This is a genomic window from Bombella apis (assembly GCF_018221685.1).
Lineage (GTDB): Bacteria > Pseudomonadota > Alphaproteobacteria > Acetobacterales > Acetobacteraceae > Bombella > Bombella apis.
Genome location: NZ_JAGJTM010000001.1, coordinates 128,419 through 143,161, shown reverse-complemented (window position 1 = coordinate 143,161; position 14,743 = coordinate 128,419). Strand labels below are relative to the sequence as shown.

Annotated in this window: 16 protein-coding genes; 7 read left to right on the top strand and 9 right to left on the bottom strand. The window is 60.4% G+C overall.

Annotated elements, in window-relative coordinates:
* Positions 1–61 precede the first annotated feature (61 nt).
* The 6 genes from J8Z04_RS00615 to pqqA form a co-directional block, all read right to left on the bottom strand.
* Positions 62–859 carry a polyprenol monophosphomannose synthase gene (locus J8Z04_RS00615; protein WP_081563323.1) on the bottom strand — a complete coding sequence of 266 codons (798 nt, stop codon included), beginning with the start codon at positions 857–859 and terminating at the stop codon, positions 62–64.
* 167 nt (positions 860–1,026) lie between these two features.
* Positions 1,027–2,133, bottom strand: a complete 1,107-nt coding sequence (gene pqqE / locus J8Z04_RS00610; protein WP_081563322.1) for a pyrroloquinoline quinone biosynthesis protein PqqE — start codon at positions 2,131–2,133, stop codon at positions 1,027–1,029.
* A 20-nt stretch (positions 2,134–2,153) separates the two neighbouring features.
* Positions 2,154–2,456, bottom strand: coding sequence for a pyrroloquinoline quinone biosynthesis peptide chaperone PqqD (gene pqqD / locus J8Z04_RS00605; protein ID WP_192848697.1), 303 nt, complete (start codon positions 2,454–2,456; stop codon positions 2,154–2,156).
* Between the two features lie 29 nt (positions 2,457–2,485).
* Positions 2,486–3,217 (bottom strand): pyrroloquinoline-quinone synthase PqqC, encoded by a 732-nt coding sequence (gene pqqC / locus J8Z04_RS00600; protein ID WP_192848698.1) that lies wholly within the window; start codon positions 3,215–3,217, stop codon positions 2,486–2,488.
* Positions 3,214–4,131: a pyrroloquinoline quinone biosynthesis protein PqqB gene (gene pqqB / locus J8Z04_RS00595; protein WP_043559430.1), complete on the bottom strand. Its 918-nt coding sequence runs from the start codon at positions 4,129–4,131 to the stop codon at positions 3,214–3,216. The genes pqqC and pqqB overlap by 4 nt, the downstream gene beginning before the upstream one ends.
* Positions 4,132–4,298: 167 nt before the next feature.
* On the bottom strand, positions 4,299–4,379 hold the full coding sequence (pqqA, locus tag J8Z04_RS00590) for a pyrroloquinoline quinone precursor peptide PqqA (RefSeq protein WP_043559425.1): 81 nt from the start codon (positions 4,377–4,379) through the stop codon (positions 4,299–4,301).
* 255 nt (positions 4,380–4,634) lie between these two features.
* Here pqqA and gmk point away from each other — a divergent pair, with 255 nt between their 5' ends.
* From gmk to hisD, 3 genes are read left to right on the top strand one after another with little or no spacing between them, the layout of a single operon-like run.
* Positions 4,635–5,258, top strand: a complete 624-nt coding sequence (gene gmk, locus J8Z04_RS00585) for a guanylate kinase (RefSeq protein WP_043559423.1) — start codon at positions 4,635–4,637, stop codon at positions 5,256–5,258.
* A gap of 49 nt (positions 5,259–5,307) precedes the next feature.
* Positions 5,308–6,000, top strand: coding sequence for an ATP phosphoribosyltransferase (gene hisG / locus J8Z04_RS00580; protein WP_043559032.1), 693 nt, complete (start codon positions 5,308–5,310; stop codon positions 5,998–6,000).
* Complete coding sequence (gene hisD, locus J8Z04_RS00575; RefSeq protein WP_043559031.1) at positions 6,000–7,292, top strand: histidinol dehydrogenase; 1,293 nt, start codon at positions 6,000–6,002, stop codon at positions 7,290–7,292. The genes hisG and hisD overlap by 1 nt, the downstream gene beginning before the upstream one ends.
* 82 nt (positions 7,293–7,374) lie before the next feature.
* Here the strand turns inward: hisD and J8Z04_RS00570 are convergent, their stop codons facing one another.
* On the bottom strand, positions 7,375–8,151 hold the full coding sequence (locus J8Z04_RS00570) for an alpha/beta fold hydrolase (RefSeq protein WP_192848699.1): 777 nt from the start codon (positions 8,149–8,151) through the stop codon (positions 7,375–7,377).
* A gap of 235 nt (positions 8,152–8,386) precedes the next feature.
* Here J8Z04_RS00570 and J8Z04_RS00565 point away from each other — a divergent pair, with 235 nt between their 5' ends.
* From J8Z04_RS00565 to J8Z04_RS00550, 4 genes are all read left to right on the top strand, one after another.
* Entirely contained in the window at positions 8,387–9,676 is a 1,290-nt protein-coding gene (locus J8Z04_RS00565; protein ID WP_192848700.1) for an O-acetylhomoserine aminocarboxypropyltransferase/cysteine synthase family protein, read from the top strand.
* Between the two features lie 97 nt (positions 9,677–9,773).
* Positions 9,774–10,244 (top strand): RidA family protein, encoded by a 471-nt coding sequence (locus J8Z04_RS00560; protein ID WP_086431576.1) that lies wholly within the window; start codon positions 9,774–9,776, stop codon positions 10,242–10,244.
* A gap of 171 nt (positions 10,245–10,415) precedes the next feature.
* Positions 10,416–10,664: a DUF3297 family protein gene (locus J8Z04_RS00555; RefSeq protein ID WP_043559024.1), complete on the top strand. Its 249-nt coding sequence runs from the start codon at positions 10,416–10,418 to the stop codon at positions 10,662–10,664.
* A gap of 56 nt (positions 10,665–10,720) precedes the next feature.
* Complete coding sequence (locus J8Z04_RS00550) at positions 10,721–12,010, top strand: Nramp family divalent metal transporter (RefSeq protein ID WP_081563321.1); 1,290 nt, start codon at positions 10,721–10,723, stop codon at positions 12,008–12,010.
* A 6-nt stretch (positions 12,011–12,016) separates the two neighbouring features.
* Here the strand turns inward: J8Z04_RS00550 and J8Z04_RS00545 are convergent, their stop codons facing one another.
* The gene (locus tag J8Z04_RS00545) at positions 12,017–12,511 is read right to left on the bottom strand and encodes a flavin reductase (protein ID WP_192848701.1); all 495 of its coding nucleotides are present in this window, start codon (positions 12,509–12,511) and stop codon (positions 12,017–12,019) included.
* 162 nt (positions 12,512–12,673) lie between these two features.
* Entirely contained in the window at positions 12,674–14,392 is a 1,719-nt protein-coding gene (locus J8Z04_RS00540; protein WP_192848702.1) for an alginate export family protein, read from the bottom strand.
* Between the last annotated feature and the right edge of the window lie 351 nt (positions 14,393–14,743).

Here is a 14,743-nt window from a genome sequence, read left to right as displayed (position 1 = left end):
GATGAAAAAAGGCCGTTCCCAATGGGGCGGCCTTTTTTCATATCAGCGGTGGCGCTGTGAATCAGGCTGATCGTTTGCGGGACAGCAGGCGCCATCCAGCCCAGAAGAGCCCGGCACCCGCAAGAGCTGTCGTGCCATAGGTCAGCCGGGGGCGACGGCGGAAGCTGTGTTTGGTCAGCATCCGTGCAAAGGAGAGCATGACGCCAGAATCCAGCTTGCTTTCCCCATGGGCCCTGTCCCGGAAATTCATGGGAATTTCCTGAACCCGCAGAGGTTCAGGCCGGGCGATCATGATGTCCAGAAGGATTTTGAAGCCCGTGCCATCCAGCCGGGGGGCACGGTCCATGAAGACGGAACGCCGCATGGCAAAAAAGCCGCTCATCGGGTCTGTCAGGGGGACATTGAGAAGCTGGCGGGCTGTCCAGATGCCGGTATTGGAGAGAAAGCGGCGCCAGACGCTGGAAAGCCCCTCATTGCTGCCACCCGTGATGTGCCGGCTGGCAACGGCGATATCTGCCCGACCATCCCGCAGGGCGGCAATCATGTGGGGCAGACAGCCTTCATCATGCTGGAGATCGCCGTCCATGACAGCAATCAGGGGAGCAGACACGCTGAGGGCCCCTTCAATCACGGCGGAGGACAGCCCTCGCCGACCAATACGCAGCAGCCCCCGCACGTAGGGTTTCTTCTGGGCCAGCTGGCGGACAGCTTCCATCGTGCCATCGGGGGAGTTGTCATCCACGAAGACAACCTCCCATGTCATGCCACTCAGGACGGTCTCCAGAGCATCTACGACGGGGACAACGTTCTCGACCTCATTGTAGCATGGGATGATGATGCTGATCTCAGGGGCGGTCATAGCAGATTCCATGTGAGGGGGATGTCCACTAATAAGGGGGATGACAGGTGAGCGCAAGGTAATGACCCTGCCCGTGCGGGATGCCATAATATCTTGTTAATGGAACTGCTTCCCATTATTTCAGATGTGTAAATGAAGTTCTGGTGCTTCTGGAGACAGGGGGCTGTTCAGAAAGTCTTTTGGCCCATACGACGATAGATGAACGCCTGTTCGTCAGTCTGTTCTGCTTCTGCAATGGCGTCATCAATCAGGTGGCGATGGGGAGAGAGGGAGCAGACAGGGTCGGTCTGGGAGGCATCTCCGAGCAGGGCCAGTGCCTGGCAGCGGCATCCGCCCCAGTCAATTTCCTTGCGGGCGCAGGAGGCACAGGGCTCCGGCATCCAGTCAGTTCCCCGGAAGAGGGTGAAAGCCTGTGAGTGGTACCAGATATGGCTGAGTGAATGATCCCGCACATTGTCGAAGTGCAGGGAGGGGATTGTTTCCGCTGCATGGCAGGGCAGGACATGGCCGGAGGGTGAGACGTTGAGAAAGCGTTGCCCCCAGCCCCCCATGCAGGGTTTGGGGCGTTCGGCATAATAATCTGGCGTGACATAATCAATGGCCAGCCCGCCTTTTGCCATTTCGGCCTCGACATGGCGGCCCGCCTCTTCCAGCTGTGTGCGGGATGGTAGCAGGGCTGCCCGGTTTTTCAGGGCCCAGCCATAATACTGGGTATGGGCCATCTCGACACGCTGGGCATCAAGCTGGCGGGCGAGAGCAAACATGGCGGGAATGCGGGAAATGTTGGCCTTCTGCAGTACGAAGTTCAGCGTCAGGGGGATGCCGGCCTGCGTGATGAGGCGGGCTGCCTCCAGCTTGCGGGGCTGGACGCTTTTAAAATCGCTCAGCCGGTCCGCTTCTGGTCCATCGGTATCCTGAAAGGAGAGCTGCACATGGTCCAGCCCGCTTTCATCAAGCCGTTTCATGGTCTCAGGTGTGATGAGAACACCAGACGTGATCAGGTTGGTATAGAGGTTCAGCCTGTGGGCATGGGAGATGAGGGTGTAGAGGTCCGGGCGGGCCATGGGCTCCCCGCCAGAGAAATGGACCTGAAGGACGCCCATTCCGGCTGCCTCCTCCAGCACACGCAGCCAGTCTTCCGTGCCAAGTTCCTGTGCCTTGCGCTCCAGCTCCACAGGGTTGGAACAGTAGGGGCAGGAGAGCGGGCAGCGGTGTGTCAGCTCGGCCAGCAGGCTCATGGGAGCCGGGGGAGGCGTGGAGGTTCCGTCTGTCATGGGGCTGTCTGGTGTCCCGCTCACAGTCGGAGAATCCTCTTCTCCGTCAGCTCGGAGAGCAGGGCGAGCACATCCGTGGCAATCTGTTCCCTGGGGGCCTCGTAGCGTGCTGCCAGCCGGTCGATGACCGTACCGAGACGGGTCTGTCCATCCAGCTCCTGGAGGATGGCAACAGCAATGGGGTCTGCCAGCAGGGCCCGCTCGGGGGCCTGGATCACCCATTGCTCCCGCACCCTGTCATGCTGGAGGCGGTAACCCCGGCTGAAACCGGGACAGTCATCTTCAGTCACTTTGACAGGTGGCGTGGGCAATGGGGAGGACATGGACAGCTTTCAGACGGGCAGGAGAGGAATCAGGGTGTTTCAGGGACGAATGCACCGGGCGGAACATGGCCTTCCACATAGGCATGGTCCAGAGCATCAAGCAGCTGCCAGAGGATGGCGCATTTGAACTCCAGTGCACCGAGGACCTCCCGCTGCTGCTCCGGCGTGCGGGCATGTTCCTTGACGTAATTCAGCGCAAAGGTGGAATCCTGCGGGGCCTGTGTCAGGCGGGGTTTGAAGTAGGCCAGCGTATCTTCTGAGATGTAGGGATAGTTGCGGAGCATCCCCTCCATGCGTTCCCCGATGATGGTCGGTGAGAAGAGTTCTGTCAGGGAGGAGGCAATGGCCGCCAGGATGGAGCGGTCCCGCACGAAGGCCACGTAGGCATCCACGGCAAACCGCGTGGCAGGCAGCAGGCCCTTCAGGCTCGTCACATAGTCATCATCAAGCCCCAGGCCGTTGGTCAGCTTCAGCCAGCGGGCAATGCCGCCGGGGCTTTCGGCCGTACCGTCATGGTCTTCAATCCGGCGGCGCCATTCACGGCGCAGCTCTGTCGTGGGCAGGCGGGCGAGCAGGGTGGCATCCTTCCGGGGGATCTGGGCCTGATAATAATAGCGGTTCAGGGCCCATGCCTGTAGCTGACCCTTGGTCAGCCTGCCTTCATACATGGCTTTGTGAAGCGGGTGCTGGCGGTGATAGCGCTCCGCCCCGATAGCACGGAGGCGGGCTTCCAGCTCGTCAGGAGAAAGGAGAGTGTTCATGACGGTCCCTCGGTCTTGAGTCTCATCCCGTCTTCACCAATGACCCAGCCCGCCTGCTCGGCTGCCTGACGCTGGGGGCTGTCTTCCAGGAGGACAGGATTGGAATTGTTGATATGGACGAAGAATTTCTTCGGCCTTGTACAGGCAGCAAACTGTCGGAGCGGGCCGTCTGTTTCATTCATGGAGACATGCCCCATGCGGTGCCCGCTCTTGGGGCTGAGGCCCGTGCGGATCATCTCGTCATCCTGCCAGAGCGTCCCGTCAAAAAAGAGCAGGTCAGCCCGGCTGGCACGGTCCTTCAGGGCCTGCGTGATCTCGGCACAGCCGGGGACGAAGAGCATGGTCTTTTGTCCATCGGAGATGGAGAGACCCAGCGTGTCGTCAGGCTTTGTGCCTTCCGCCTCGGCATAAAGGGGCGCCTTGCCGGGAACGGTGAAAACTTCCAGCACAAGGCCAGATGGGGCTCCGTTCTTCAGGAGAAGTGGCACCGTCGTGCCTTCCGAAAGGGCGATGCGGGGAATGATGCTGCGGTCCAGCGCCTCAAAAATGGGATTGCGGTCCAGCTGGGCTAGGGTAGACGGGCTGCCCATCAGAGTGAAGGGTTCTCGTTCCCGCAGGGTCAGCAGGCCGGTAATCGCATCAATTTCCGCCCCTGCAAGAATGACCCCCTGGATCGGCGTCCCACGGGTACTGCCATGCTGCTGGAGGGCCGGGGTGGCGAGAATCTGCTGGCGCAGGTCCGGTGAGGCATTGAGCAGGAACCAGTGAACCCCATCACCGCTGACGGCCAGAGAGGCCTGCGTGCGAGGCTTGGCTTTTCTGCCCTCACGGGCTTGAAGGCAGCCCGGTGCAGCGGAGTTCCATTGCGGGAAACCGCCACCGGCACCGGCGCCCAGAATAATGACATCAAGCACGACAGAGACCACCTTTCCCCAGCAGTGCAGCAGCTGGTTGTGTCCGTATTATGCACCTGCGACGCTCTCAGGCTACGGACCTGCCCCGCCGATCCATCAGGTGCGGAAACAGGGAGGTCAGGCATGTCTGCCAACACCTCCCTGTCACGCATATGCCCGTGCGGAGATTACTTCTTCTCGCCGCAGACATAGGAGTTGATTTCGCCGCCCAGAGGGATCTCGGTTACTTTCGGTGTGTTCCATGCCATGATGGGACTCCTTTTTATGGTCAATACAGGCCGTGTCCCGGACAGGAAACGAACCTGCCAAGGCAGGATAGAGCAGAAACAGCCGGAAATGCCAGAAGAAACATGAGAGGCAGCCCGGGCCTGACGGTATTCCGGCCATGCGGTGGGGTGACAGCGGGCCTCTGCTGGCAAAGGAGGTGTTTTTCTGGCAGGAACGGAGGCCGTGGATGGGCAGGCCATCCAGACGGCAGAACAGGGAAGCAGATGAGGCAGGGTATGGTTGAGCAGTCACGACGGGGCGTGTGTCTGGTAATTTCGGCACCATCAGGGGCGGGCAAATCCACCATAGCGCAGGCTCTCCGCAAGGCTGACCCGACCATCTTCACGTCCGTGTCCGTCACGACCCGCTCCCCCCGCCCCGGTGAGGAAGAGGGCGTTCATTATTACTTCCGTGATCTGGAAACATTCCGCCACATGGCGGCCAATGGTGAGCTGCTGGAGTGGGCAGAGGTATTCGGCCGTGGGTACGGCACTCCCCGTGCGCCGCTGGAGGAAGCTCTTGCCGCCGGGCGTGACGTGATTCTGGACATTGACTGGCAGGGCTGCCGCCTGATGCGCCGGGCCATGCCGGATGATGTGGTGGGGCTGTTCGTCCTGCCTCCCTCGCTGGAAGAGCTGGAGTCCCGCCTGCGTGGGCGGAACTCGGACAGTGAGGAGGAAATCGCCTCCCGCATGAAGGCCGCCATGAGCGAGATTTCGCACTGGCCGGAGTTTGATTACGTTCTGGTCAATGATGATCTGGACCGGGCTGTGGAAGAGGCACGGGCCGTGCTGTCGGCCAGCCGTCTGGCCCGTGCCCGCCGCCGGGATGTTGCCGCCCTCTGGCCAGTAGCGGGCTGAAAGCGGCTCTGATAAGCTGGCCCCGTATGTTGCAAGCAGGAGCTTACTGATGACTGATATGCAGGCGAAGACGCCGCTTATTCTGGCCCTCCCCAAGGGGCGGATCCTCAAGGCCCTACGTCCTGTCCTGCATCATACGGGGTTTGAACCGGCGCAGGACTGTCTCGATGAGAGCAGCCGCCGCCTCCGTTTTCCCACGTCCGAGCCGGGGCTGGATGTCGTGCGGGTCCGGTCCTTCGATGTGGCAACCTTCGTGGCCTATGGTGGGGCTGATATTGGTGTCTGCGGGGCGGATGTCCTGATGGAGTTCGATTATCCCGATCTCTATGCACCGCTGGACCTTGGCATTGGCGGGTGCCGCATCGCCGTGGCCCGCCCGAAGGGAAGCGGGGATGAAGAGCCGCCGGAAGGACGGTCCCGGCTGCGGGTGGCGACCAAATATCCGGCCATTGCCCGCCGCCATTTCGCTTCCCGCGCCATCAATGCCGAGATCGTGCATCTGCATGGGGCGATGGAGCTGGCCCCGGCGCTGGATATGGCCGACGTGATCGTGGACCTTGTGGATACAGGCTCCACCCTGCGGGCCAACGGGCTGGAAGAGGTGGAAACCATCGCCCATGTGACCAGCCGCCTGATCGTGAACCGCATCGCCCTGAAAACCCGCCCCGAGGAAGTCGGCAGCCTGATCGAACGGTTCCGGTCTGCCGTTGCCCAGTCTGCCCGGAAGGGAGAGTCCATCTGATGAAACGCCTGAATACGACATCCCCGCAGTTCGCAACGGAGCTGAAGGCCGTTCTGGCCCGCCGTGGTGAGCAGAGCGGCTCCGTGGCGGAGCCGGTACGGGCCATTCTGGCCGACGTGCAGAAACGGGGCGATGAAGCTCTCTGTGACTATACGGAGCGGTTCGACCGGCTGGCCCTGACCCCCGACCAGCTGCGCATCAGTGAGGCGGAGATCAGGGAGACGGCAGACCGTGTTGCCCCGGAGACGAAGGAGGCCCTTGCCCTGGCGGCAGAGCGCATCCGGGCGTTTCATGAGGCCCAGCTGCCCAGGGACCTCGATTATACGGATGATGCCGGGCTGCGGCTGGGGATGCGCTGGACGGCACTGGATGCCGCCGGCCTCTACGTGCCCGGTGGCAAGGCGGCCTATCCGTCCTCCGTGCTGATGAACGCCCTTCCGGCTCATGTGGCTGGTGTCAGACGGCTGGCCATGTGCGTGCCGACACCGGATGGCGTGCTGAATCCGCTGGTCATGGAGGCGGCCCGGCTTTGTGGCGTGACGGAGATTTACCGCATTGGCGGGGCGCAGGCCGTGGGTGCCCTGGCCTATGGCACGCAGAGCATCGCCCCGGTGGACCGCATCGTGGGGCCGGGCAACGCCTTCGTGGCGGAAGCCAAGCGGCAGGTGTTCGGCCATGTGGGAATCGACAGCATTGCTGGTCCGTCCGAGGTCGTGGTGGTGGCGGATGGCAGCAATGATCCCCGTCTGGTAGCGATTGATCTTCTGGCACAGGCAGAACATGACGAGCAGGCGCAGTCCGTCCTGATCACGCAGGATGAAGCCTTTGCCGACAGGGTCATTGCGGCAGTGGAAGAAGAACTGAAAACACTCCCCCGGGCGAAGATCGCCCGCAGGAGCTGGGAGGATTGTGGGGCAGTCGTGATTGTCCGGTCGGAAGATGAGGCGGCCGAGGTGGTAAACGAATTTGCCCCTGAACATCTGGAGGTCCTGCTGGATGACCCGAGAGCCTTCAGCAGGAAGGTCCGTCACGCTGGGGCGATCTTCATGGGGCGGTTCTGCCCGGAGGCGGTCGGGGATTATGTCGGTGGTCCCAACCATGTCCTGCCGACCAGCCGCACAGCCCGTTTTGCCTCCGGTCTTTCCGTCTATGACTTCCTGAAGCGGACGACATCCATCGAGACGGATATGGAGGGGCTGAAGAAGGTCGGCCCCGCCGGTGTGATTCTTGCCCGGGAGGAAGGGCTGGACGCCCATGCCATGAGCCTGTCGGAACGTCTGAAGCAGGGGTGAGGCAGGAGACCCTGTCATGAAGAAAGGGCCGCCCCGGCATGGGAGCGGCCCTTCTTCGTTCCGGACTGTAGGGAGGTTGTGCTCAGCCCCGCAGAAACTCCAGCATCAGGCTGTTGAAGCTGGTCGGGTCTTCCACATGCAGCCAGTGCCCGGTGTTGGGAATGGTCTTGATGTCCGCCTGGGGGAAGTAACTCCGGATGACATCATGATGCTGCGGCTTGATGTAGGGAGAGTTTCCGCCCCGGATGAACAGGGCCGGACCGTCCCACGTCTTGCCCTTGAAGACATCCGGCCAGGACTGGATGACGGGGAAGCTCGCGACGATGTCCGTCACGCCGATGTTCCACCGGGCCGGGTTGCCGGGCGTGATGTGCTGGGCGATCAGCTCGCCAACGGAAGGGTCTTCTGTCAGGTCATGAAGGAACTTGCGGATTTCGGCATGGCTGTTCAGGGCCGGGAGCGGCGTGTGGTACAGCTGCTGCGCCAGATCGTGCTGACCGTGGATCATGATGTCCGGGGCAATGTCCGCTACCAGAAGTTTCCTGAAGCGCTCCGGTGCCGTCAGCGCAGTGGCCATGGCCGTCTTGCCGCCCATGGAGTGTCCCACGATGTAGGCTTCCCTGATCCCCAGCGCATCCATGCTCTCCAGCACGTCCTTGGCCATTTCCGGGTAGGAGATGGGGGCGTGGGGGCTGTCCCCGTGGCAGCGGAGGTCGAACGCCACCGTGTTGAAATAGGGACTCAAGGCTCTCTGGAGAATGCCGAGGTTGCGGGCCCGCCCAAAAACCCCATGAAGCATGACAACTGTCGGTGCATTGTCCACACCCGTCTCATTGCGAACAAGGGAAGCAAGTTGCATGACTGTAACTCTTTAACGGACTGAAAAAACAGGAAGAAGCGCTGCTTATAGAGTCATTCTGGATAAAATCAATCCTATATTACCTATGAGAGCTATTGCAGTTTCTTCATTTCTGTAAAGAAATGGTTCTGGCAGGAGCTGCGGCAGAGAAGGCATGGAGCGCGGTGCTGGACGGACGGGGGCATTCTCGGGCACGGTGGAGCCGATGTCATGATGCACGCAAGGAGACGCTCCAATGGTCCGGAAGATACAGCACCCTGAAACACTGGCCCTTCATGCAGGCTGGCGGGCAGACCCGGTAACGGGATCGGTCGTGCCACCCATCCATCAGACAACATCCTATCAGTTCGAGAGCAGCCAGCAGGCTGCGGACCGTTTTGCGCTGAAGGATGTGGGCATGATCTATTCCCGCCTGACCAATCCGACCGTGGATGTGTTTGAAAAACGCATGGCGGCGCTGGAGGGAGGTGCGGCCTCCGTAGCTGTGGCGTCCGGCCAGGCGGCGGCAACCGTGGCGATACAGACACTGGCAGAAGCAGGGGACAATATTGTCAGCGGGACGGACCTGTATGGCGGAACATGGAATCTGTTTGCCCATACGCTGAAGAACATGGGTGTGGAGGTCCGTTTCGTGGACCCCTCTGACCCGGCTGCTTTTGAGGCGGCCAGCGATGAGCGGACACGGGCCTGGTATCTGGAAACCCTGCCGAATCCCAAGCTGGTTGTGCCGCCCATGGCGGCCATTGCCAAGGCGGGGCGGGCGCAGGGGATTCCGCTGATTGTGGATAATACCGCAGCCCCTCTGCTGGCCCGCCCGCTGGAGCAGGGGGCTGCCATTACGGTTTATTCGGCCACCAAATATATTGGCGGGCATGGGACATCCATTGGCGGGCTGATCATTGATGGTGGCCAGTTTGACTGGGGGCAGCGTCATCCACTGCTGACACGGCCTGACCCCAGCTATCATGGTGCCATCTGGACGGAGGCCGCCCGCCCGCTGGGGCCGGTGGCCTATGCGCTGCGGGCCCGGGCCGTGCTGCTGCGGGATGGCGGGGCGGCTCTGTCGCCTTTCAATGCGTTCCAGCTCATTCAGGGTGTGGAGACGTTGCCCCTGCGGATGCCCCGCCATTGCGAGAATGCGTTGAAGGTGGTGGAGTTCCTGCAGGCGCGTCGTGATGTGGAGCGTGTGATCCATCCTGCCGTGCAGGAGGGGGAGGCCCGCCAGCGGGCCGAAGCCGTCCTGAAAGGAGGACTGGGTGGACTTGTCGGATTCGAGCTGCCCGGTGGCCGGGAAGCGGGTCAGCGTTTCATTGATGCGCTGGAGCTTTTCTATCATGTGGCGAATATTGGGGATGCCCGGAGTCTGGCCATCCATCCGGCGTCCACCACACATGCACAGCTGAGCGAGGCGGAACAGAAGGCGGCTGGTGTGTCGCCGGGCTATGTCCGTCTGTCTGTCGGGCTGGAACATCCCGAGGATATTCTGGCTGATCTGGCTCAGGCACTGGATCGTGCAGCGGGATGAAGGGTGTTTCCCGTCTCTTCCTCTTGGCAAGGCTTTCTTTACGGCGCAGTGTGACGGTCAGCCCATTCAATGAAGTGATGAACAGGAAAGGAAGATCATCATGTCCACACCAGAAAGCCGCCTTGCCGCACTGAACATCGAATTGCCCGTGGCGGCAGCCCCGGTTGCCAATTATCTGCCGGTCGTGCGGACGGGGAATCTGCTGGTCGTGTCGGGGCAGCTGCCGCTGGTGGATGGCAAGCTGCTGATTACCGGCAAACTGGGGGCCGAGGTCTCCAATCAGGCGGGGACGGCCTGTGCCCGGGCCTGTTTCATCAACATTCTGGCCCAGCTGAACACGGCCCTGAATGGTGATCTGTCCCGGGTGCGCCGTGTCGTGCGTCTTGGGGGCTTCATGGCCTGCACGCCGGACTTTACCGATCATGCTGCCGTGATGAACGGGGCGTCTGATCTGGCAGCGGAGGTTTTCGCCGGGGAAGTCGGGCAGCATGCCCGCTCCACCGTCGGGGTGCCCAGCCTGCCGCTGAATGCGCCAGTTGAGGTTGAAGCGATGTTTGAAGTCGTCTGATTGTCCGGTTGTCAGATATGAGGACGGGCCGTCCATCCCTGAGGGGGGGGGGCGGCCCGTATCATATTGGGGGGTTCTTTTTGGCTGGTTGCCTGTTATGGAGGAGGATCATCATCACCAGAAGCGTGCCGTGGTGGTGTGGCAATACTCTGTAAAAGGATGAATTGACGGATGAGTGATACAGTTCCTGATCGTCTCTCGATCTACCCGGACAGCCCGTACTTCAATGAGGAGATTCTGCTCCGTGGTATTGGGGTCCGCTTCAGGGGGGAAGAGAAGACCAATGTTGAGGAATATTGCATCAGTGAAGGCTGGATCCGTGTGTCCGTCGGGCGGACGCTGGACCGTCGTGGTCGGCCCATGACACTGAAGCTGACTGGCCCGGTTGAGGTGTGGTTCAAGGACAAGGCCGATGCCTGAGCTAGGCAGGTGCGGATGACGGGAGGGGCGGAACCGTGAAAGAGGCTGATGCTGCCATGCCTGTGGGGGATGCCGGACACGGTGCCGTCACAGTGCCGGAAAGGGCGAGCTTCTGGTTCCGCCGGTTTCTGGCGTTCGTGGGGCCGGGCTACATGGTGGCCGTGGGGTACATGGACCCCGGCAACTGGGCGACCGACCTCCAGGGCGGGGCCCAGTTCGGTTATCGGCTGCTGTCCGTCATTCTGCTGGCCAACATCATGGCCGTCCTGCTTCAGGCCCTTGCCGCCCGGCTGGGGATCGTCACGGGGAAAGACCTTGCACAGGCCTGCCGGGACTGGCTGCCCCGGGGGCTGAGCCTGCCTCTCTGGTTGACCTGTGAACTGGCCATCATCGCCTGTGATCTGGCGGAGGTCATCGGCACGGCTGTGGCCCTGAATCTGCTGTTCGGCATCTCCATCATGGCCGGAACGCTGATTTCCGTGCTGGACGTGTTCATTGTCCTGCTGCTCATGCGGCGGGGCATGAGAGCGTTGGAAGCTTTCGTCATCACCCTGCTGGGGATCATTGCTGTCTGTTTTGGTGTGCAGCTTGTCGCAGCGGCCCCGCCTGTTGGAGCGGTGCTGAAAGGGTTTCTCCCCTCGTCAGAGGTTTTTACCAATCCGGGTATGCTCTATGTGGCCATAGGCATCATCGGGGCGACTGTCATGCCCCACAACCTTTATCTTCATTCTTCGCTGGTCAAAAGCCGTACCTATACCCGCACGGATGAAGGGCGGGAGGATGCGCTGCGCTGGGCTACATGGGACAGTACACTGGCCCTGACGCTTGCCCTCTTCATCAATGCAGCCATCCTGATCGTGGCAGCAGCGGCGTTCCATGGCACGGGGCATCAGGACGTGGCGGAGATCAGCGATGCGTGGAAGCTCCTCTCCCCCGTGCTGGGGTTCGGGCTGGCCTCCACACTGTTTGCCGTAGCCCTGCTTGCTGCGGGTACCAACTCCACCGTGACGGGGACGCTGGCCGGGCAGATTGTCATGGAAGGCTTCCTGCATCTTCGTCTGCCCTACTGGGCACGGCGTCTGCTGACCCGGGGGCTGGCTGTTCTGCCCGTCATTGTCGTGATCGCCATTTTCGGGCAGGGCAAGGTGGGTGACCTGCTGGTGTTCAGTCAGGTCGTGCTGTCCATGCAGCTGCCCTTCGCCATGGTTCCGCTGGTCTGGTTCGTGTCCAGCCGGAAGCATATGGGGCGATTCCATCTTTCCCCGCTTCTGGCTGTGCTGTCCTGGCTGGTTGTGCTGGTGATTGTCGGACTGAACATCAAGCTGCTGGGAGATGCCCTTTTCTGAAGCGTGTCAGCAGGGTGTGCATTTCGGGGGCAGATAATGGAAGCTGCGGTCGAACCATGTCAGACCGTGACCAGCTCCGTCTTTGACGGTGATGGTATGCACACGGCAGATCAGCACGTCATGTGTGCCGATGCTGTGGGTATCGTCTATCGTACAGTCGAGCGTGGCAAGGGCACCATCCAGAAGCGGTGAGCCAAGCGGACCAGTCTGCCATGTTCCGTAACCGAAACGGTCTGTAGAAGAAAGGGTGCTGTTGGCGAAAGCGCAGGCAAGAGTGTCATGCCCCTTGCCGAGAATGCTGATGCCCAGCCTGCCATTTTCCAGAAAGGCCCTATGGGACTGGTTGCTGCGGTTCAGGCAGACCAGAACGGTGGGAGGCGTGTCCGTCACGCTGGTAATGGCAGAGACAGTCAGCCCATGTCGGCCTGCTGGACCATCAGTCGTGACAAGAACGACAGGGGAGCCAAGGCGGCTCATGGCGTTGCGAAAGACAGCCTGCATGGCGGACCCTTCTGGTAGTGATAAAACAGGACCAATGAAGGACTGATTATGGACTCATTGTCACAGGGATGCAAATGCCATTCCCGAGAGGTGGGAACGCAGATCGCCCCTGCGTGGCATCACGGCAGGGGCGATCTGGGAAAGGGCGTGTGACGCCGGTGCTCAGTAGGTCAGTGTCAGGGAGGACTGATAGTAGGTTGCGTCGCGGGCACCAACCTGATGCATGGCATGGGAGGTGAGGAAGCGGACGACGTGGTGATCCCATGTCAGATGCGGGCCGAGGCGCAGGCTGGCGGCCATCTGCGGAGCAATGCCGACAAAGGAATCATGATTGTAGGAGTTGAACATGCCGGAGGTGAACTGCCGCTGGAAGATGTTGCGGCCATAGATGGAATAGGTGTCATCCCCTGTGCTGTAACGCCAGTAGATGGGCAGCTTCAGCTGGAAGGTCAGGTAGCTGGTGGGTGAGAAGCTGGCCTTGGGGGCGAAGTCGATCAGGTTCTGGCCGGTCAGGTAGTTGGTCGGGTCCAGATAGTTGGTGTTCACACCAAAGGGCTCGATGTAGGTGTTCACGCTGCCGGTCGTTCCACGGGCACCACCGCCGGAATAGGCATCACCCTGCACACCAATGGTCGGATGCCACATGACATGGCGGAAGTGGTAATCCACCGTACCGTTCATGGACCAGGCATTCACGTTGCGGTTCATGCGGTCATAATGGTTGGCCCTGTTGTAGGACTGGTAGAACGTGCCCTGCTGGTAGGCCCCGCCGAAAGAGAAGCTGATGGGACCGGCCTCACCATGCCAGCGCAGGCCGAAATTGTTGCGCTTCGTGTGGCCGAGGGCGGAGGCGTTGTACATCACGGTCTGCTGGGCAGGGCCGCCATTTATTTCATAACCGTAATAGAAAAGGTTGATGAAAGAATAGCCCTTCTCGCCGAGAAAGTGGAAATCAGGCGGAGCGATGGTGACATTGGCCCCGTACAGCCGTGTCTTGTAATCCAGCGTGTCGTGGAAGAGGGAATTGCCGCCACGGAAGCTGTCCGTATGGTTGTTTTTTGTGTTGATGAAGTAGAAGCCGTCAAAACGGACCCGGTTCCAGTGTTCATAGATGCGGAAACCATCCCAGCTGAGCGGCACGTTCAGCACGTCACGGTTGCCGATCATGTAATCCGGGGCATCCAGGAACTGCTGGCGACCGAAAATGAAGCCGCCATGCCCCCCCGCAGCCTTCCCGCTGAGTTCCACAAAAGCCTGTTGCAGGTCCAGGTTTTTGCGGAACGTACCGTCATAGCTGTATCCATGCCACCCGCCAGCATCGGCATTGATGAGCTGGCCGAAGAAGCGCACGTGCTGGCCTAGATGCAGGTCGGCACTCCAGAGGTTGCGGACGGCAAAGCGGCCTGAATTGAAGGGCCGTGCCTTCATGGAGGTGGTGGGGTCGATGGCCGCACCGAAAACGGGGCGTTTGTCATACCAGTTGTTGAGGCGTGTTTCCCCAGCAAGGCTGAGCCAGATGGACCCGCTGTCATTCAGCTTCATGTGTTTGTAGGAATCGAAGGGATCGCCCCTGTCGCAGATGCCTTTCCCGGGGGTACTGATGCTGTCCATCCCGGCGGGTGTGCCATACTGGGAGACCGGGCCGAAGCCCGTCTCGCTGCCATCGCCCCGTGCCCAGACGCCGTAGGGGTTGGGGGTGGTTTTTCCGTCATCCTTGGGGCAACCACCGGGAGCCGTGTGCATGATGCGGTCCAGAATGCTGCGCTGTTGTGGTGCATCCAGTGTGGAGGTTTCAGCATGAGCGGAGGAAAAAGCAGTGCCGAAACCTGTTGCCAGAAGTGTGGTACATAGGATGGTGCGGGAGAGGGAGAAATGTCTCATTGTCTTCTGTCAGGCTCGTCTGTGAATTGCTGAGCGGAAGAAGACGGGAAAAAATGCTCCTCAACATTGATTTAAGGCAAGAATGTGCAAAAGGTTCTTACAGAATAAACCTTTTACAATAACATGAAAAACCTTTCAGACGAAAAAAACGGACCTGCTCCATCCGTGGTTTTTTCTTGAGATTATCATTATAAAACAGTGGATTATTCATTGATGTTGATCAGATGTCCTGCCCTGAAAAAGAAGGGTAGGGGGAAATTTTATTACCTATTTATTTATAGGATTTCCTTTTCTCTGTGATTTTCATATAAGATTCACTTGACTTTTTTCACGGAACGGTGAGCCCCTGAC